General features: G+C 67.8%; 20 protein-coding genes. 7 read left to right on the plus strand and 13 right to left on the minus strand.

The window, feature by feature from the left end; genetic code table 11:
• Positions 1–22: 22 nt before the first annotated feature.
• A complete protein-coding gene (locus tag DTA15_RS22785; RefSeq protein WP_006481703.1) occupies positions 23–760 on the minus strand; it encodes a FadR/GntR family transcriptional regulator in 738 nt (245 codons plus the stop codon).
• Positions 761–1,023: 263 nt separating this feature from the next.
• Here DTA15_RS22785 and lhpI point away from each other — a divergent pair, with 263 nt between their 5' ends.
• The 3 genes from lhpI to DTA15_RS22800 all read left to right on the plus strand — a co-directional run bounded on the left by lhpI (position 1,024) and on the right by DTA15_RS22800 (position 3,329).
• A complete protein-coding gene (gene lhpI, locus DTA15_RS22790) occupies positions 1,024–1,959 on the plus strand; it encodes a bifunctional Delta(1)-pyrroline-2-carboxylate/Delta(1)-piperideine-2-carboxylate reductase (protein WP_006481713.1) in 936 nt (311 codons plus the stop codon).
• Between the two features lie 169 nt (positions 1,960–2,128).
• Entirely contained in the window at positions 2,129–2,533 is a 405-nt protein-coding gene (locus DTA15_RS22795; RefSeq protein WP_006481701.1) for a response regulator transcription factor, read from the plus strand.
• A gap of 16 nt (positions 2,534–2,549) precedes the next feature.
• Positions 2,550–3,329: a helix-turn-helix domain-containing protein gene (locus tag DTA15_RS22800; protein ID WP_006481707.1), complete on the plus strand. Its 780-nt coding sequence runs from the start codon at positions 2,550–2,552 to the stop codon at positions 3,327–3,329.
• A gap of 22 nt (positions 3,330–3,351) precedes the next feature.
• On the opposite strand, the gene DTA15_RS22805 is transcribed toward DTA15_RS22800, so the two are convergent.
• The 6 genes from DTA15_RS22805 to DTA15_RS22830 form a co-directional block, all read right to left on the minus strand.
• The gene (locus DTA15_RS22805) at positions 3,352–3,702 is read right to left on the minus strand and encodes a hypothetical protein (RefSeq protein WP_006481700.1); all 351 of its coding nucleotides are present in this window, start codon (positions 3,700–3,702) and stop codon (positions 3,352–3,354) included.
• A gap of 154 nt (positions 3,703–3,856) precedes the next feature.
• Positions 3,857–4,096 (minus strand): hypothetical protein, encoded by a 240-nt coding sequence (locus tag DTA15_RS22810; protein ID WP_006479066.1) that lies wholly within the window; start codon positions 4,094–4,096, stop codon positions 3,857–3,859.
• Positions 4,097–4,112: 16 nt separating this feature from the next.
• A complete protein-coding gene (locus DTA15_RS22815; protein WP_006481711.1) occupies positions 4,113–4,403 on the minus strand; it encodes a DUF1488 family protein in 291 nt (96 codons plus the stop codon).
• 116 nt (positions 4,404–4,519) lie between these two features.
• A complete protein-coding gene (locus tag DTA15_RS22820; RefSeq protein WP_006481712.1) occupies positions 4,520–4,918 on the minus strand; it encodes a DUF488 domain-containing protein in 399 nt (132 codons plus the stop codon).
• Between the two features lie 157 nt (positions 4,919–5,075).
• The gene (locus tag DTA15_RS22825; RefSeq protein WP_006481706.1) at positions 5,076–6,278 is read right to left on the minus strand and encodes an amino acid aminotransferase; all 1,203 of its coding nucleotides are present in this window, start codon (positions 6,276–6,278) and stop codon (positions 5,076–5,078) included.
• Between the two features lie 46 nt (positions 6,279–6,324).
• Positions 6,325–7,710, minus strand: coding sequence for an amino acid permease (locus DTA15_RS22830; protein WP_006481698.1), 1,386 nt, complete (start codon positions 7,708–7,710; stop codon positions 6,325–6,327).
• Positions 7,711–8,029: 319 nt separating this feature from the next.
• On the opposite strand from DTA15_RS22830, the gene DTA15_RS22835 reads away from it, so the two are divergent.
• Complete coding sequence (locus DTA15_RS22835) at positions 8,030–8,503, plus strand: Lrp/AsnC family transcriptional regulator (RefSeq protein ID WP_006479071.1); 474 nt, start codon at positions 8,030–8,032, stop codon at positions 8,501–8,503.
• Between the two features lie 25 nt (positions 8,504–8,528).
• Here DTA15_RS22835 and DTA15_RS22840 read toward each other — a convergent pair whose 3' ends face one another.
• The gene (locus tag DTA15_RS22840; RefSeq protein WP_034178416.1) at positions 8,529–9,386 is read right to left on the minus strand and encodes an EamA family transporter; all 858 of its coding nucleotides are present in this window, start codon (positions 9,384–9,386) and stop codon (positions 8,529–8,531) included.
• 399 nt (positions 9,387–9,785) lie between these two features.
• Here DTA15_RS22840 and DTA15_RS22845 point away from each other — a divergent pair, with 399 nt between their 5' ends.
• Together DTA15_RS22845 and DTA15_RS22850 are read left to right on the plus strand one after the other, a co-directional pair.
• Positions 9,786–11,459 carry a phospholipase C gene (locus DTA15_RS22845; RefSeq protein ID WP_006481710.1) on the plus strand — a complete coding sequence of 558 codons (1,674 nt, stop codon included), beginning with the start codon at positions 9,786–9,788 and terminating at the stop codon, positions 11,457–11,459.
• A gap of 95 nt (positions 11,460–11,554) precedes the next feature.
• Positions 11,555–12,973 (plus strand): cytochrome-c peroxidase, encoded by a 1,419-nt coding sequence (locus DTA15_RS22850; RefSeq protein ID WP_006481708.1) that lies wholly within the window; start codon positions 11,555–11,557, stop codon positions 12,971–12,973.
• A 53-nt stretch (positions 12,974–13,026) separates the two neighbouring features.
• On the opposite strand, the gene DTA15_RS22855 is transcribed toward DTA15_RS22850, so the two are convergent.
• The 5 genes from DTA15_RS22855 to DTA15_RS22875 form a co-directional block, all read right to left on the minus strand.
• Positions 13,027–14,295, minus strand: a complete 1,269-nt coding sequence (locus DTA15_RS22855; protein ID WP_006481696.1) for a glycosyltransferase — start codon at positions 14,293–14,295, stop codon at positions 13,027–13,029.
• A 219-nt stretch (positions 14,296–14,514) separates the two neighbouring features.
• Positions 14,515–15,825: an NAD(P)/FAD-dependent oxidoreductase gene (locus DTA15_RS22860; RefSeq protein ID WP_012493322.1), complete on the minus strand. Its 1,311-nt coding sequence runs from the start codon at positions 15,823–15,825 to the stop codon at positions 14,515–14,517.
• Positions 15,822–16,577 (minus strand): amino acid ABC transporter ATP-binding protein, encoded by a 756-nt coding sequence (locus DTA15_RS22865; RefSeq protein ID WP_006482849.1) that lies wholly within the window; start codon positions 16,575–16,577, stop codon positions 15,822–15,824. Before DTA15_RS22865 ends, DTA15_RS22860 begins: the two co-directional genes overlap by 4 nt.
• Complete coding sequence (locus DTA15_RS22870; protein ID WP_006482843.1) at positions 16,574–17,230, minus strand: amino acid ABC transporter permease; 657 nt, start codon at positions 17,228–17,230, stop codon at positions 16,574–16,576. The genes DTA15_RS22865 and DTA15_RS22870 overlap by 4 nt, the downstream gene beginning before the upstream one ends.
• An 88-nt stretch (positions 17,231–17,318) precedes the next feature.
• The gene (locus DTA15_RS22875; RefSeq protein WP_006482855.1) at positions 17,319–18,095 is read right to left on the minus strand and encodes an ABC transporter substrate-binding protein; all 777 of its coding nucleotides are present in this window, start codon (positions 18,093–18,095) and stop codon (positions 17,319–17,321) included.
• Between the two features lie 159 nt (positions 18,096–18,254).
• Between DTA15_RS22875 and DTA15_RS22880 the strand changes: the two genes are divergently transcribed.
• Complete coding sequence (locus DTA15_RS22880) at positions 18,255–19,046, plus strand: IclR family transcriptional regulator (RefSeq protein WP_006482854.1); 792 nt, start codon at positions 18,255–18,257, stop codon at positions 19,044–19,046.
• The last annotated feature ends 7 nt before the right edge of the window (positions 19,047–19,053 follow it).

The raw sequence follows: 19,053 nt of genomic DNA on the forward strand, positions 1-19,053 counted from the left end.
AACGACTTCGCGCGCAGGCCGGTCACTTCGGCGCGATGTCGCGCCGCACGCGGCGGATGTGCTGTTCGACATAGAACGCAGCCGCATCGGCATCGCCGGACACGATCGCCTCGTAGATCAGCCGGTGCTCGGACACGTAGAGCCGGATCCGGCCCGCGTCGTAGATGCCGTCGTCCTTCAGCCGCTTCCACAGCGGCTGGTCCATCGTCTTCGCGACTTCGTCCGCGATCTTCACGATCAGCGCATCGCCGGTCATCAGCGCGAGCTGCCGGTGGAACAGCCGGTCGCTCTCGTTCCACAGCGCGCGCTGGTGCGGATCGTCGACGTCGGTGATGGTTTCCATCTGCGCGAGATAGCGTTCGGCGCCGGGGTCGGCGCGGCCATGGGCGGCCGCGAGGCGCGCGATCGCGGGCTCCAGGATCAATCGCACGTCGAGCGTCGACGTCGGGCTGAAGTCGGCCTCGGACGCCGTGTGCGGATCGCCGCGCTGCGCGAGCACGTCGAGCGGCGCCGCGACGACGTAGGTGCCCGAATTGCGTTTCGTGCACACGAGCCCTTCGTTCTGCAGCGCGCCGAGCGCCTCGCGCACCGCCGGCCGGCCGACCTGGAACAGCGCCGCCAGCTCGCGCTCGGACGGCAGCCGCGACTCGGCCGCGTAGCGCCCCGCGCGGATCTCGTCGCGGATCTTTTCGGCTACCTGCTCGTAGATCTGCAGCGGGCGGAAACCGCCTTCGGGTGAGTCGGGACGCGCGGACATCATCGGATGGCTCCTGCCCGTTCGCGGGCGTGGATCTGGAATGGGTTCGCACTATACCGGAGCCGCGCGGGCGGCACGGCAGCGGCGCGCTTCTGGCCAGATATTAGAACCAAAATCCCCACAGCGCTTTATTTTCTGGGTTGCAGGCGCGCCAGCAAGTGGTATAGATTCGATCCACACTGCCCTGTGTCACGGTATCCGGCAGACCTGTGGCGGGCGCGGCATGCGTCCGCCGTTCACGCTCACCGACGCCCACGACGTACACGATGACCGCCTCTTCCCCGATTCCCGTTTTCGACGCGGCCGACACGGCCGCGCTGCTCGACTACCCGGCGCTGCTCGCCACGCTCAGGCAAGCGGTCGCCGAGTACGCGGCGGGCGACATCGTCAGCCCCGAACGCCTGGTCGTGCCGCTGCAAGGCGGCGGCGTGATGCTGTCGATGCCGTCGAGCGCCCACGACCTGGCGAGCCACAAGCTCGTCAACGTGTGCCCCGGCAACGGCGCGCGCGGGCTGCCGACGATCCTCGGCCAGGTCACCGCGTACGACGCGACGACCGGAGAAATGCGCTTCGCGCTCGACGGCCCGACCGTCACCGGTCGCCGCACGGCGGCGATCACCGCGCTCGGCATCCAGGCGCTGCACGGCGCCGCGCCGCGCGACATCCTGCTGATCGGCACCGGCAAGCAGGCGGCCAATCACGCGGAAGCGCTCGCGGCCATCTTTCCGGATGCACGGCTGCACGTGCGCGGCACGACCGCGGAGCGCGCGGCCGCCTTCTGCGCCGCTCATCGCGCGCATGCGCCGCGGCTCGCGCCGCTCGACGGCGACGCGATTTCCGAGGCGATCGACGTGGTCGTCACGCTGACCACCAGTCGCACGCCCGTCTACCGCGAAGCCGCGCGCGAAGGCCGTCTCGTGGTCGGCGTCGGCGCGTTCACCGCGGATGCCGCCGAGATCGATGCGAACACGGTGCATGGCAGCCGGCTCGTCGTCGACGATCCGGCCGGCGCGCGCCACGAAGCCGGCGACCTGATCGTCGCGCGGGTCGACTGGCAGCACGTCGCATCGCTCGCCGACGTGCTGAACGGCGTCTTCGCCCGCGGCGGCCCGCTGCTGTTCAAGAGCGTCGGCTGCGCCGCGTGGGATCTGGCCGCGTGCCGCACCGCGCGTGACGCGCTGGCCGCGCGCCGCGCCGGCTGATCCGGCCGCGCAACCATTCCAGCCGCTCGCGCGGCATCGCCGCAACCGGATCGTCCCGGCGATTTCCCGTACGCGGTGTAGGAAATGCCCTACACCGCGTCGAAGCGGCCTACACGAAGTTCCAATTCGGCCGATTTCAATTTCGGCGGCGCAACACGATACTGCCGGCATGAATGCCAGCCTGTCACCCGCCGCGCTCAGGGTGTTCCTCGTCGATCACGCCGTCGCCGTTCGCCAGCGGATCGCGCTGCTCGTCGGCGCGATCCGCGGCGTTGCCGTCGTGGGCGAAGCGGAAGACGGCCAAGACGCGTGGTCGCATATCCGCAGCAGTCGCGCGGACGTGGTGATCGTCGACGTGCGGCTCGCGGACGGCAGCGGTCTCGACCTGATCGGGATGCTGTCGAAGGCCGCGCCGCGCATCGTCACGATCGTGCTGACGAACCACTCGGCGCCGGCATTCAGAGAGGCATGCGCGACGGCGGGAGCCGACTACTTCTTCGACAAGACCGTCGAATTCGACGCCGCATGCCGTGTCATCGAATCCCTGGTGCACGCTCGCGTGCGCCGCCCCTGACGAGCCGGAGCGACTCATGTCCACCGCCACCGCCTTCGCCGCCGACGTGTCCGTCGTACCCCGGCCAACGATTGCCCTGCGCCCGGTCGCGCGCGCCGACGCCGCCAAGCATCCGGCCGCACGCTGTTCGGCCTGCGCGATGCGCTCGATGTGCCTGCCGCCGCATCTGACGGCCGCCGAATACGGCCGCCTCGACGCGATCATCTGCACGACGCGACAGGTGCGCCAGGGCGACGCGCTGTTTCGCACCGACGATCCGTTCCAGAGCATCTATGCGGTGCGCGCGGGTTCGTTCAAGACGGTGATGATGCATCGCGACGGCCGCGAGCACGTGACGGGCTTCCAGATCGCCGGCGAAACGCTCGGGATGGACGGCATCGGCGGCGGCCAGCACTGCTGCGACGCGATCGCGCTGGAGGACAGCGTGGTGTGCATCATCCCGTTCGGCGCGCTTGAAGCCGCGTGCCGCGAGATGAAGCCGATGCAGCACTTCCTCTACCAGATGCTGAGCAGCGAGATCGTCCGCGAATCGAGCCAGATGCTGCTGCTCGGCACGATGTCGGCCGAGCAGCGCGTCGCGCATTTCCTGCTGAACCTGTCGTCGCGGTTCGAGGCGCGCGGCTATTCGGCGACCGAATTCAATCTGCGGATGACGCGCGAGGAAATCGGCTGCTATCTCGGGATGAAGCTCGAAACCGTCAGCCGGATGTTCTCGCGGTTCCATCGCGAAGCGCTCGTCGAGACGCGCGGCAAGCGCGTGCGCATCATCGACGCGCAAGCGCTCGCACGGGTCTGACACACGGCGCCGGCGCGCGGCATTACCGGATCGCGTCGCCGGTCGCCGCGTCGCGCAGCGCCACCGTCGCGGCGCCCGCCTGCCACGCGATCAGCGCCTGTTCGGCCTGCGCGAACGCGCGGCGCAGCGCATCGTCCACGTCGACGCCGACGCACGGCGGCAGCGACCTGAGCGTCGCGTCGTGCATCACCAGGTCGAGCCGCACGTCGTACAGGCACGCGCCATCGGCCACCGTGCGCGCGTCGATCGCGAGATGGCAGCCGTCGATCAACGCGCGAAACCGTTCGAGCCGCACCAGTTGCGCGCCGGCTTCGGCCTCGACCGCTGCCGAAACCGTGAATCCGAGGCAGGCGATCTGCATGCCCACGCCCATGTCGTGTCTCCTGACGGGGCCGCCCGCTCGTCGACCGCCTTGCATGTGCCGGCCGCCTCGCGATGGAGGCGGCACGTGTTTCCCGTCGCGCGGCGCGCAGGATTCGATCGCGGCCGGCCGACGGTCTGCCCGCGCCTGGCTGGCGCGGGGCCATTCATACGTTGAAGGTCTGCGACGCCTTCATCTCGATCCACGTCATGCCGGCCCGCAGCCCTTCGATCATCGCCTCGCGCTCCGTCGGATACGCGTGGCTGTGCTCGAACGTATGATGAAACCGCGCGGCGCCGGCGCCGTGCTCGACCGACACGCGGCAGCGGAACTCGCCCGATTCGCACGGGCGCGTCTCCACCTCGACCGACCAGTCGCGTTCGTGAATGTTGCCCTGCAGTGTCATGCGCCCTCCTGCGGTATCAGTCTTCGAGCCGGAAGTGCCCACTGTGCAGCAGCACCGGCCGGCCGCCGATTTCCTCGAGCATTCGCCGTGCCATCGCCTCGATCGCCGACCGGTGCGCGTCGAATGCGTGCAGCAGATCGCGTTCGAGCAGCGACCGCGCGCCGAAATGGTCTTCCAGCGCCTCGGCCGTGACCGCGCACTGGACGCAACGCCCGTCGACCAGCGCCGAAAACGCGACGACCAGATCGCGCGCGCAGTATTCCGGCGGCTCGGGCGGGAAAGTAATGTGCATCTGTCGGCCTGTCATCGTCGTGATGGCTCCATGACGAGAGCATAGTGGCGCGCGCGGCCGCGCGCTTGACCCACGTCAACCGGTTCGCTGCACCGCACGATCGCAGCGCGGCGCGGCCGCGCGACGCCGCGTCAGGCCGCGTCGGGCTCGATCGCCGCGCCGCGTTCCGCGAGCAGCTCGCGCAGCACGCTGCGGTGGCAATGGCCCTCGTCTTCGCAGTAGCAGCCGATCGACAGCGCGGTGGTCGCCGACAGCGCGGCCAGCAGGTCCAGCACCTTCGCCGGATCGCCGCGCGTCATCTCCGCGCGGAAGTGACGCTTGAACGCTTTCCATTCGGCGTCGGTTTCGGCGGCCTGCGCCTGCGCGACGAGTTCGGGGCTCGGCGACAGCGTCGGCAGCCATACATCATAGTAGTTGCGCGACGCGAATTCCGCCTTCGGCACACCGCGCGGCGGCCGCCGCACCGTGCCGATCCGCAGCCCTTCGCCGGCCGCGCGCGGCGTGCCGAGCTGGATGATCCGGATGCCCATGTCGCTCCTCTGTCGTGCATGCGATCCCGTGATCGTACCGCCGCGCCTGCCCGTGCGTCAGCCGGGCACCGCACATGATCGACGCCCAACAAAAAACCGGCTGCTCCCGTGACGGGACACAGCCGGTTGTGCATCCTGGCGCGCCGCGGCGCCGCGGTCAGGCGCCGCTCTTCAGCACCTTGCCGATCGCGTCCGCGACGATGCCGACGTTCGAGTCGTTCAGGCCCGCCACGCACATCCGGCCCGAGCGCAGGATGTACACGCCGTGCACCTCGCGCAGCGCGTCGACCTGCGATTCGGTCAGGCCCGTGTACGTGAACATCCCGCGCTGCTTCACGTAGCGCGTGAGCGCTTCGCCGCTCACGTGGTCGCGCAGGCCGTCGTGGATCGACTGGCGCATCCGGGCGATGCGGCGGCACATCGCCGACAGTTCCTCTTCCCACTGCTTGCGCAGCGCCGGCGTGCCGAGCACGGCCGCGACGACCTTCGCGCCGTAGGTCTGCGGATTGCTGTAGTTCGAGCGCACGGCGCCGGCCAGCTGGCCGAGCACGCGCTCGGCCGCGGCTGCGTCTTCGCAGACGACGCTCAACCCGCCCACGCGCTCGCCATACAGCGAGAAGTTCTTCGAGAACGAGTTCGCGACGAGCGTCGGCACGCCGCGGCGGGCCAGCTCGCGCACCGCGAACGCATCCGCGTCGAGGCCCGCGCCGAAGCCCTGGTACGCCATGTCGACGAACGGCAGCAGCTCGCGCGCCTCGATCACGTCGATCAGCTTCTCCCACTGGCCTTCGTCGAGGTCGACGCCGGTCGGGTTGTGGCAGCACGCGTGCAGCAGCACGATGCTGCGCGCCGGCAGCGCGTCGATCGCCGCGAGCATCGCGTCGAACTTCAGGCCGCCCGTCGCCTCGTCGTAGTACGGATACGTGTTCACCGTGAAGCCGGCGCGCTCGAAGATGAAGCGATGGTTTTCCCAGCTCGGGTCGCTCAGCCACACTTGCGAATCCGGAAAATAGCGCTTCAGGAAATCGGCGCCGACCTTCAGCGCGCCCGAGCCACCGAGCGTCTGCAGCGTCGCGATGCGGCCGGCCGCGCGGGCCGGATGATCGGCGCCGAACACCAGCGACTGCACGGCGTCGCGATACGCGGCCAGGCCGACCATCGGCAGGTACGGCTTCGGGCCGCTGTCGCGCTGCAGCGCGGTCTCGGCTTCGCGTACCGCGCCCATCACCGGAATCCGGCCTTCAGCGTCGAAATAGATCCCGATGCTCAGGTTGACCTTCTGGTCGCGCGGATCTTTCTGGAAGTTCTCGTTGAGCGTCAGGATCGGGTCGCCCGGGTACGCGTCGATGTGTTCGAACATGGCTTGAGTCGGTCTCGTTTGGAAGAATGGTCGGTCGTGGCCTGCGTCAGCGTGCGGAGACGCCATCATGCACCGCAAAGCCGGCATTCTTCTGACGGAAGCGATACCCGACCGCGAGCACCGCGAGCCATACCGGGATCAGGTACACCGACAGGCGGAGATCCGGCGTCAGGTACATCACGACGAGAATGCCGGCCATGAATGCCAGGCACAGGTAATTCGTGAAAGGATAGCCCAGACTGCGGAAGGAAGTCTCCTCCCCGGCAGCGCGCTTGGCCTGGCGGAACTTCAGGTGGATCAGGCTGATCATCGCCCAGTTGATGATCAGCGCCGACACGACGAGGCCCATCAGCACCTCGAACGCCTTGCCCGGCATGAAGTAGTTGACCAGCACGCACACGCCGGTCGCGAGCGCCGATGCGCCGAGCGCCGCGAGCGGGATGCCGCGCTTGTTCACCGAGCACAGCACCTTCGGCGCGTTGCCCTGCTGCGCGAGGCCGAACAGCATCCGGCTGTTGCAGTACACGCCGCTGTTGTAGACCGACAGCGCGGCCGTCAGCACGACGACGTTCAGCACGTTCGCGACCAGGTTGCTGCTGAGCGCGTGGAAGATCAGCACGAACGGGCTGCCGCCGCTGACGACCTTCTCCCACGGATACAGCGACAGCAGCACGGCCAGCGCGCCGATGTAGAAAATCAGGATGCGGTAGATGACCTGGTTGGTCGCGCGCGGGATGCTGCGCTTCGGATCGTCGGCCTCGGCCGCGGTGATGCCGACCAGCTCGAGCCCGCCGAACGAGAACATGATCGCGGCCATCGACATCACGAGGCCCGACACGCCGTTCGGGAAGAAGCCGCCGTGCTGCCACAGGTTCCGGACGGTGGCTTCCGGCCCGGCGTGGCCGCTCGCGAGCAGCCAGCCGCCGAAGCCGATCATCCCGACGATCGCGGCGACCTTGATGATCGAGAACCAGAATTCCGTCTCGCCGTACGACTTCACGCTGGTCAGGTTGATCAGGTTGATCGCGACGAAGAACACGAGCGCCGACACCCAGGTCGGCACGCCCGGCCACCAGTACTGCACGTAGATCCCGACGGCCGACAGTTCGGCCATGCTGACGAGGATGTACAGCACCCAGTAGTTCCAGCCGGACAGGAAGCCCGTGAAGTGGCCGAAATACTTGTTCGCGAAATAGCTGAACGACCCCGCGACGGGCTCGTCGACGACCATCTCGCCGAGCTGGCGCATGATGAAGAACGCCACGACGCCGGCTACCGCGTAGCCGAGCAGCACGGACGGGCCGGCCATCTTGATCGTCTGCGCGATGCCGAGAAACAGCCCCGTGCCGAGCGCGCCGCCGAGCGCAATCAGCTGGATGTGCCGGTTCTTCAGCCCGCGCTTCAGGCCGTCGCTGTCGTTTCCAGAAACCATGTCTTCTCCACTCTGTCCGCTTCCGCCTGGAGCGGTGCGGCGCGCCTCGGTGTGCCGGGCGCTGTTTTGCTGTGCCGGCGGCCGTTCGTGGAGCCACCGGGTTGGGGACTGCAATCTTCGCGTGCCGGCAGTCGATCCGCGTCGGCGTGCCGGCCAGCCCCGCCGCCGACTCGTCGCCCGCGCCGCATTGCTGCGGCCGCACACGAAAATCCGGCGTCAGTTTAGCGTCGCGACGGCGAAATCGGGTTGCGTAACCCGCTCATGCAAACCCTACATTATAAGATAAGATTGCATCCAGGAGACAGATGAGGAAACAAAAATGCCTGAACCGGTTCTCGATCGCATCGATCGCCACTTGCTGTCGGTGTTGCAGGAGAACGGCCGCGCGTCGAACCTCGACCTGGCGAAGGCCGTCGGCCTGTCGCCCGCGCAGACCTTGCGACGCCACCGCCGGCTGGAGGAAATCGGCGCGATCCGCCGTTACGAAACCCGGCTCTGCCCCGACACGCTCGGCTTCGGCGTCACCGCGTTCGTACACGTGACGATGGAGCGCGGACATATCCGCGATCTGTCGAAGTTCCAGAAACTCGTGTCGGATCTCGCGCAGATCCAGGAGTGTTTCTCGGTGACGGGCGACATCGACTATGTGCTGAAGGTCGTCGCGCACGACCTGAAGGGGCTGTCGACGTTCCTGCTCGAAACGCTGATGCGCATTCCCGGCGTGAGCGGCGTGCATTCGAGCGTGTGCCTCGACGAGATCAAGTGTACGAGTGCGATGCCGGTGGAAAGCTGACACGCCCGGCGCACCGGGGTGATCCTTACCCCACCGCCTCGAACGCACTGATCAACAACGCCCCCGCCGCGATCACCACGCAACCGGCCGCCCGGCGCGGCGTCAGCCGCTCGCCGAGATACACGCGCGCGATCAGCGCCGCGAACACCACGCTCGTCTCCCGCAGCGCCGACACCGGCCCCATCGGCGCGCGATCCATCGCCCAGATCACGATGCCGTACGCGAGCGCCGCGAATACGCCGCCGCAGGCGGCCTTCGCGGTTTCACCGGCATCCTGCGTCAACCGCAACGATCCCGCCCGCAGCCGGTAGTACCCGGCCATCAGCACGCCCGTCAGCACGAACATCCACGCGGTATAGCCAACCGTGCTGCCGCTCTCGCGCACACCGATCCCGTCGACCACGCTGTACGCGGCGATCGACACGCCGGTCGCGAACGCCGTCGGCAGCACCTGCGTCATCCGGTGTCGGGCGCCGCGTCCGCGCTCCAGCCCGATCGCCATGATCCCCGCGCAAATCAGCACGAGCCCGCCTTGCGCACCGAAGTTCAGGCGCTCGCCGGCGAACGCCGCCGCGCCGAGCGTGACGAGCAGCGGCGCCGTGCCGCGCGCGACCGGGTATGCGACGGTCAGGTCGCCGTGTTCGTACGCGCGGACGAGCAGCAGCGTATAGACGACGTGGATCACGGCCGACGCGACGACGCACAGCCAGCTCGTCGGCGTGATCGGCGCGGCGGCCGGCAGGAACAGCAGCGCGAACAGCCCGATCGCGATCTGCAGCACCGTGGCCGAGCGCAGCCGGTCGCCGCTGCTGCGCACCAGCGCATTCCATGACGCGTGCAGGAACGCCGCGCACAGAACGGCAAACAGAACGGGGATCGGCACGCTGAACACTCCCTGACGGTCGGAGGCCGCGCGGTGCGCGGCAGCCGTTCATCGTATGAATGCGTCACCGGATTGTCAAAAAAGCGACGCACCACGCGCCGGACGTGATCCGGCCGCCACGCGCCCTGCCGCTCCCGCGCCGGATGCCGCCACCGCAGCACGCCCGTGGCGGCATGTGACGTGGAGATTGCACACGGTCCGCCCCTTTCCGTTCTCTTTCGCATCGCCCTGCGTCGTAATGAAACCGATACCGGAGCGCAACCATCGCGAAATCACTCCGTCCCCATATCTTCATACGCGGCTGGTCCAATGCGCGTGCTCCCTCACGAGCTTCGCGCCGAACCGACACGGCGACGGGGCCGTTCTCCACCATCGAAGACCTTACCCTGGAGTTTCCCGATGTTCCGTCAAGCCTTGCTCGTCACTGCCTGCGCAGCCGCAGCGCTGGCGCTGTTCGCCTGCGGCGGCAGCGACGATTCCACGCCGACGCCCGCCGTGTCGTCGCAGGATGCGCTGCAGACCGCCACGCCGATCAAGCACGTCGTCGTGATCTACGGCGAAAACATCTCGTTCGACCACTACTTCGGCACCTACCCGAACGCGACGAACCCGTCGGGCGAACCGGCGTTCACCGCGAAATCCGGCACGCCGACGCCGAACGGCCTGACGGGCACGCTGCTGACCGCGAACCCGAACTTCACGAACACGGCCAACGGCACCGACGCCGCGAACCCGTTCCGCCTCGACCGCACGCAGGCCGCGACCGCCGACCAGAACCACGCGTACACGGCCGAAGAGCAGGCCGAGGACAACGGTCTGGCGGACCTGTTCCCGAAGTACACGGGCAAGGGCTCGTCCGGCGGCGCCGGCGCGTTCGGCACGAAGGGCCAGGTGATGGGCTACTTCGACGGCAACACGGTGACCGCGCTGTGGAACTACGCGCAGCGCTTCGCGATGAGCGACAACACGTTCACGACGTCGTACGGCCCGTCGACGCCGGGCGCGCTGAACGTCGTGTCGGGGCAGACCAACGGGATGCAGATCGTCAAGACGTCGAAGCAGCCGTCGACGCTCGCCGCCAGCTCGTACTACATCAATGACGGCCAGGGCGGCTTCACGATGATCAACGACGTCGACCCGGGCTTCGACGTGTGTTCCAGCCCGACCGACCAGGCGATGATGACCGGCAAGAACATCGGCGACCTGCTGAACGGCGCGAACATCACGTGGGGCGGCTTCATGGGCGGCTTCAACCTGTCGACGACCAACGGCAACGGCACGACGGGCTGCGCGCGCAGCACGGTCGCCACCGCCGTGAACGCCGCGACGGCCGACTACATCCCGCACCACAACTGGTTCCAGTACTACGCGTCGACCGCGAACCCGCAGCACACGCGCCCGAGCTCGATCGCGGCGATCGGTTCGAGCGTCGAGACCGACGGCAAGACTCCCGAACCGGCGAACCACCAGTACGACACGGACGACTTCTTCGCCGCCGTGAAGGCCGGCAACTTCCCGTCGGTCAGCTACCTGAAGGCGCCGGCCGCGCAGGACGGTCACGCGGGCTATTCGGATCCGCTCGACGAGCAGGCGTTCGTGACCAAGGTCGTCAACTTCCTGCAGCAGCAGCCGGACTGGCAGAACACCGCGGTGATCGTCACCTATGACGACTCGGACGGCTGGTACGACCACGTGTACACGGCGCCGACGCGCGCATCGTCGGACCCGGTCGATCAGCTCAACGGCGCCGGCAAGTGCGGCACGGGCGGCACCACCGGCGTGAACGGCGCGACCGTGAACGGCCGCTGCGGCCCGGGCGTGCGCATTCCGCTGGTCGTGATCTCGCCGTATGCGAAGCAGAACTACGTCGATCACACGATGCTCGACCAGTCGTCCGTCGTGCGCTTCATCGAGGACAACTGGCTCGGCGGCCAGCGTATCGGCGGCGGTTCGTTCGATGCGACGGCGGGCGACCTGCGCAACCTGTTCGACTTCACGTCGAAGCCGAACACGACGCCGCTGTATCTCGACCCGACGCTCGGCACCGTATTGAGCGCCGCACCGTCGATCTGACCGTGACGGCATGACCGCAAGGCCGGCGCGTCACGCGCCGGCCGTTTCCGTTTCAACGCGCCGCTTCGCGCGACGCCCGATTTTCGACCGACAGCATGACAGCTCGCCCCGCATTTCCGTCTCCCGATGCCGCCGGCACGCCCGCGCCGCGCCCCCCTTCCCGCCTGCTGCGCCGCGCGGCGTTCGTGCTCGGCGCGGCCGTGATCGGCTATGGCGCGTTCGCGATCGCGTTTCCCGCGCAGGTGCCGGCGGCGATCGGCACCGTGGTCGCCGACTGGACCGGCGCGAACCCGCATCCGGTCGTGCTGCAGCGGCCCGCCGCGCAGCCGCTGTCGGCGGTCGCGCAGCTCGGGCGCGCGCTGTTCCACGATCCGTCGCTGTCGGCGTCGGGCAAGCAGTCGTGCGCGTCGTGTCACAGCCCCGATCACGCGTACGGCCCGCCGAATGCGCTCGACGTGCAGCCGGGCGGCCTCGCGATGACGCAGCAGGGCTATCGTCCACCGCCGTCGCTGATGTACCTGTACCGCCAGCCGAACTTCAGCATCGGCCCCGACGCCGGCGAAAACGACGCCGCGCCGAGCGTCGCGCAGCAGGCCGCGGCGGCGGCCGGCGTCGTCAAGGCGCAGAAGGTGGCCGGCACGTCGGCCGCGCCGCAGCTCGTGCCGCAGGGCGGGATGTTCTGGGACGGCCGCGCCGATACGCTGCAGCAACAGGCGTTCGGCCCGCTGCTGAATCCGGTCGAGATGGCGAACGCGAGCGTCGACGACGTCGCGCACAAGCTCGCGCAATCGTCGCATCGTGCGCAACTGGAGCAGGTATTCGGCGCGCGCGTGTTCGACCGCCCGCAGCTCGCGGTATCGGAAGCGATGTTCGCGATCGCGCGCTATCAGGTCGAGGATCCGTCGTTCCATCCGTACGACAGCAAGTACGATCGCTGGCTCGAGGGCCGCGCCCGCCTGACGCAGGCCGAACTGCGCGGGCTGCGCCTGTTCAACGATCCGGACAAGGCGAATTGCGCGGGCTGCCACTTGTCGAAACCCGGCAAGGACGGGCTGCCGCCGATGTTTACCGATTACCAGTACGAGGCGCTGGGCGCGCCGCGCAATCGAGCGCTCGTGCAGAACCGCAATCCGGCGTTCTACGATCTCGGCGTGTGCGGGCCGTTCCGCGACGACCTGAAGGACCAGACACAGTATTGCGGAATGTTTCTGACGCCGACGCTGCGCAACGCGGCGACGCGCCACGTGTTCTTCCACAACGGCGTGTTCCACACGCTCGATCAGGTGATGGCGTTCTACAACGAACGCAGCATCTCGCCGCAGAAGTTCTACTCGCGCGGCGCGGACGGCAAGGTCGACGAATACGACGACATTCCGCCGAAATATCGCGCGAACGTGGACGTGACCGACGCGCCGTTCGATCGCAAGCCCGGCGACAAGCCCGCGATGACCGCGCAGGACATCAAGGACATCGAGGCGTTCCTGAATACGCTTACCGACCCGGCTGCGCGGTAAACGACACGCGCCCCGCCGAAGCGGGGCGCGTCACGCCGCCAGGACATCGGCCGTCAGCCGGCGCGCTGCATGCCCTCGCGCGATGGCGCCCGACACCGGCTTGCGCGTTTCACGCGAATCGCCTCGATGCACGCATCGAGCCGCCGGTTGCTTTCCGCAATGCCGAAGCGTGCCGCCCGCTCGAACGCCCGGGCGGCCAGGTCGGCACGCAGTCGGTCGTCGGTCAGCAATTGCGCCATCGCGCGGGCCAACGCATCGACATTCCCGACTTCCACCAGCAATCCCGCGCGGCCGTGGTCGAGAATCTCGCGCGGCCCGGTCGGGCAATCCGTCGATACGATCGCCTTGCCGAGGGCGAGTGCCTCGATCAGCACCATCGGCATCCCTTCGTTCTTCGAACTCAGCACCATGATCGACGCGCCCGCCATCAGCGGATGCGGGTTGTCCATCTGCCCCATGAAATGCACTCGCGCGCCGATGCCGAGCTCGTGCGCGAGACGCATGAGCTCGTCGCGATGGGCGCCGTCGCCGGCAAGCACGAGATGCTCCGCCAAATCGCGCTGCGCGACGAGTTGCGCATACGCGCGCAGCAACGTGCGGTGATCTTTCTGGAGTTCATCGAGCCGGGCGACGGAGACGATGTAAGGCACATCGCTTGGCAACGGGGGACGCGCGGCAGTCGCGTTCTCGCGAATGGCGTCGATGTCGATCGCGTTGGGCAGGACGGTGACTTGCTGCAGCCGGTCGCCGAACATCCGGTCGGCTTCGTCGCCCATCTGCGGGTTCAATGCGGCAATACTGTCGTAGCGGCTGTACTGCTCGAGCAGGCGGCGCATGCGCCGGCCGCGGCCGCCGAGCCGGGCGACGAAGCTGAAGTGGTTGACGCCGATCCAGGCCACCCCGAAGCGGCCGGCAAGGCGCCGCAGCGACAAGTCGTAGTCGACGATGACGTCTACGTCGCGCGCCAGTTCGGCGACACGCCGCCCGATGTACGGACGCACCGCGAGCGCGCCGTGAAGGTCACGAGCAATCCGGCCCACTTTGTCGAGCTTGCGTGCGTGGCGGCGGTCCTGGAAATAGCGCAGCCACTGCGGACGCACCAGGATTTCAATGGGAATGTCATCCGGAATCAGGGCGCGAAAGCGCTGCGCCAGCATCGGCGACGCGTACGTGACCGACAATGTGGCCCTGAAACGCTTGCGATCGAGGATGCGCAGCCACTGGATCAGAGACGATTCGATCCCGCCGTTCCCGAAATCGGTTACGTGAAACAACACGCGAACACGCGTGTCCGCACTTTCGGTATACCCCGCGTCGGCCATGATTTCTATTATGTTGTCTATTGTTGGACTATGCACCTGATTTGGGCGCGGCCTTTTATAACATAGGGTATTCCAATAGCCAAGCAAGGACGGGGCGCGGTCGATTTTTCCCTATTGCCGGAATCAGGTAGGGGCGACAGTCGCCGATTGCGAAGCCATCCGCCGGCATCTCGCGCAAACGTCGGAGCACGCGATGCGCGGTTCAACCGCCCACCTGCGTCAGGACAGGCTGTCGAGCAACCGATACCAGGCGACCCCGGCCGCGATATAGAAGCGCTGCAGCCCGTGCAACGGAATCGGCCGGATCGGCGACACGCGGAACGGCAGCGGCAATTGCGCATCGCCCGACAGATGCGCGGCCAGATGCTTGCCGAGCGTCGTCGCCATCGCGATGCCGCGGCCGTTGTAGCCGAGCGCGATCGTCACGCCCGGTGCGGGCTCGTGCACGTGCGGCAGAAAATCCGCGGTGATCGCGACGCGCCCGGCCCAGCGGTATTCGAACCGGACGCCCTTCAGTTGCGGATACAACAGCGTCGTCGCGCGTTCCAGATGGCGCCAGTCGCCCGGCGCGCGCGGTTCGGCGAACGGGCCGCGGCCGCCCATCAGCAGTCGCCCGGCCGCATCGCGGCGAAAGTACAGCAGCAGGCGCCGCGCATCGGATGCGACCTCGCCGCCGGCGAGGATGTCGCGACCGAGTTCCGGCGCGAGCGGTTGCGTCGCGACGATGAAACTGTTCGCGGCGATCACCGACTGGCGCAAGCCGGGCCATAGCCCATCCGTGTAGCCGTTGGTCGCGATCACGACGCGCGCGGCCGACAGCGTCGCGCCGCCGGACGTCGCGACCTGCCAGCGGCCGTCGGCACGCGTCAGTCCGACGGCGCGGGTCAAGCCGTGCACGACCGCACCGCTCGCCTGTGCGGCGCGCACGAGGCCGCGCGTATAGCTGAGCGGCTGCACGCTGCCCGCGCGGCGATCGATCCAGCCACCCGCATACGCGGGCGTGCCGAGCCGTCGCGCGACGTCGTCGCGGCCGAGCACCTCGACCGGCGCGCCGCGCGCGGCCCACTGCTGCGCGCGGCGGGCGACCGTGTCGAGCATCGCGGCGGTCGGCGCGGGCTGGATCCAGCCCTGGCGACGCGCATCGCAGTCGATCGCGTGCCGCGCGATCAGGTCGAACACGGTATCGGCCGCGCCGCCGACGATACCGGCAAGCTGCTCGCCGGCCGCGTCGCCGAACCGGCGAACGAGTTCGTCGGGGTCGTATTTCAGCCCGGGAATGACCTGCCCGCCGTTACGGCCGGACGCGCCCCAGCCCGGCTGCGCGCCGTCGATCACGCGGACGTTCACGCCGCGTTCGGCCAGGTGAAGTGCGGTCGACAGGCCCGTGAAGCCGGCGCCGACGATCGCCACGTCGCACGATACGGACGCGTCGAGCGCGGGCGTATCGGGTGCCGGCGCGGCGGTCGCCGCCCACAGCGAATCCGGCCACGGCGAGTCGGGCCATCCGGGTGCCGCGTTCGTTGCGCTCATGTTCGATCCGGGTTGTCGGCGCCGTCCGACGCCAGCAGGCGACGCAGGAATTCCTGCGTGCGGGGATGAGTCGGCTGCGTGAGCACGTCGCGCGCCGGTCCGCTTTCGCAGATCGTGCCGTCGTGCAGGAAGCACACGCGATCGGCCACCTCGCGCGCGAACGCCATTTCGTGCGTGACGACCACCATGGTCATCCCGTCGCGGGCGAGCCCGCGCATCACGCCGAGCACTTCGCCGACGAGTTCGGGGTCGAGCGCCGACGTCGGCTCGTCGAACAGGATCGCCTGCGGCTCCATCGCGAGCGCGCGGGCGATCGCGACGCGCTGCTGCTGCCCGCCCGACAGCTCGGACGGATACGCATTCATCCGGTGCGCGAGGCCGACCTTGTCGAGCAGCGCGCGGGCCTGCTCGCGCGCCTGCGCGACCGGCACGCGCCGCACGTGCACCGGCCCTTCCATCACGTTCTCGAGCGCCGTGCGGTGGGCAAACAGGTTGAAGCGCTGGAACACCATGCCGACCCGCATCCGCAGCTCGTGAATCCGCTTCGAATGCGCGTCGACCTTCACGCCGTCGATCGTGATCGACCCTTCGTCGTAGGTCTCGAAGCCGTTGATACAGCGCAGCACGGTCGACTTGCCGGAACCGGACGGCCCGATCAGGCACACGACTTCACCCGGCTGCACGTCGAGGCTCACGCCCTTCAGCACCGCGTGCTGCTGAAACCGTTTATGGATGGAATCGATCCGGATCATGCGCCCCTCCTCAGTGCGAGCCGCTTGCCGAGCCGGTTCACGCCGAACATCAGCGGCAGGCCGAGCGCGAGATACAGCAGCGCGACGAGCGTATACACGCTCATGTTCTGGAACGTCGACGACGCGATCAGCTGGCCGGCGCGCGTGATTTCCGCGACCGTGATCGTCGACGCGACCGACGAATCCTTCAGCAGCATCACGAGCGTGTTGCCGTACGGCGGCAGCGCGATGCGAAATGCCTGCGGCAGCACCACACGCCGCATGATCATCGGGCCGCGCATGCCGATGGCGTGCGCGGCTTCGATCTGGCCGCGGTCGATCGCCTCGATGCCGGCGCGGAAGTTCTCGGCCTGGTACGCCGAATACGCGATGCCGAGCCCGAGCACGCCGGCCTGGAACGCCGACAGTTGGACGCCGAGATCGGGCAGCACGAAGTACATGTAGAACAGCTGCACGATGATCGGCAGCCCGCGGATCACGTTGACGATCGTGCTGCCGGCGGTCGATACCGCCCGATTGCGCGACACCTTCAGCAGCGCGAGGATCAGCCCGAGCACCGAGCTGAGCACGAACGCGCATGCGGTGATCTCGATCGTGACCACCGCGCCCTTCAGCAGGATCGGCAGAAAATCGATCGCATTCTGGAAAAACATGAGGTCTCCTATGCGACGTCGGGACGGCGCGCCGCGGTAGATGCCCGCGACGCGCGGGCGATGCCGGTCGGGAATCGGGCGCCGGCGCTCAGCTCATGTGCCACTTCTGCAGGATCTGCTGCAGCGTGCCGTCGCCCTTCATCTTGCGGATCGCGCCGTTGAGCTGTTCGAGCGTCGCGGTGTCGCCCTTGCGCACGATGAAGCAGACCTGCCCCTTCACGACGCTCTGGTATTCGGGCACGAGCCGCACCTGGCGATTGACGCCGTGCTCGATCTGGTACGCGACGATCGGCTGGTCGGCGAAGCCGGCCTTGATGCGCCCGAGCGCGACGTCGCGCATGATGTCGGCGATCGAATCGTAGGTCCGCACTTCCTTGAAGATGCCCTTCTTGTTGAGCGCGTCGACGAACGCCGTGCCGACCTGCGCGCCGACCACCTGCCCCTTGAAATCGTCCATCGACGTATAGCGGCCGGGGTCGTCGGCCTTCACGATCAGGCCTTCGCCGAACGTGTAGACGGTGTCGGAGAAATCGACGACCTGCTGGCGCGCCGGCGTCTTCAGCATCGCGGCCGAGATGATGTCGATCTTCTGCGTGGTGAGCGACGGGATCAGCGCGGAGAACACGGTCTGCTGCACGTCGACGCGAAACCCGGCCGACTTCCCGGCCGCGGTGATCGCATCGACCATCATCCCCTGGATCGAATTGCTCTTGACGTCGAGAAACGTGAACGGCACGCCGGTGGCGGTCGCGCCGACCTTCAGCGTCGGCTCGGCCGCAACGACGCCCGCCGAGGCCGTGGAGAGTGCGATACAGGTGGCGAAACCGGCGGCCAGTGCGCCGAACCGCTTGATGAACGGAACCATGGTGTCTCCTTCTCGAATAATCCGGGCGCCGGCCGGTCGCTGATCGACACTGCGACGATGGCTCGATCTTAAAACGAATCAAAAATATCGTAAAAAGATTTTTCAGTATCGATATGCGATACGCTATGATGCGATATCGAATCGATCCCGCCTCATGCCATGGAAACGTCGCCCGATCAGTCAAACGACCTGCTGTTCAACCAGTCGCTCGAAAAAGGGCTCAACGTGCTGCGCGCGTTCAGCGCGAAGCGGCGCACGATGACGCTCGCGGAAGTGGCCGACGCGGCCGGGATGACGAAAAGCTCGGCGCAGCGGATGGTCTATACGCTCGAGAAGCTCGGCTACATCCGCAAGCATCCGGTCACGCGGCGCTACCAGTTGACACCGCACGTGATGCGGATCGGCTTCAACTATCTCGCGGCCGATACGCTGATCGACGTCGCGAATCCGTTCCTGTCCGAGCTCACGAACCTGACCGGCGAAACCACCAACCTGACCGAGCCGGACGAGGACGAAATGGTGTACGTCGCGCGTTTCGTGTCGACCAAGTTCGTGCCGATCCACATGCCGATCGGCAGCCGTATCCCGATGTACTGCACCGGCAGCGGGCGCGCGTTCCTGAGCGCGTTGCCGCCGGCCGACGCGCGTGCACGGCTCGACGACATGGTGCGCACACCGCATACGCCGCGCACGGTCACGGCGCTCGACGAACTCGTCGCGTTGCTCGACAGTGCGCGACGCGAAGGCTACGCGACCAACCAGGAAGAACTGTTCATCGGCGACATGTCGATCGCCGCGCCCGTGCTCGGCAGCCAGGGGCAGCCGGTCGCGGCCGTGCACGTGGTCGCGCCGACGAGCCGCTGGACGTTCGACGACGCGCGCCGCAAGCTCGCGCCGGCGGTGATCGACTGCGCGCGCGGGATCAGCAATTCGATTCGGACGCTCGAATAGCGTCGAC

The organism is Burkholderia cenocepacia (assembly GCF_900446215.1).
In the GTDB taxonomy this organism is placed as follows: Bacteria; Pseudomonadota; Gammaproteobacteria; order Burkholderiales; family Burkholderiaceae; genus Burkholderia; species Burkholderia cenocepacia.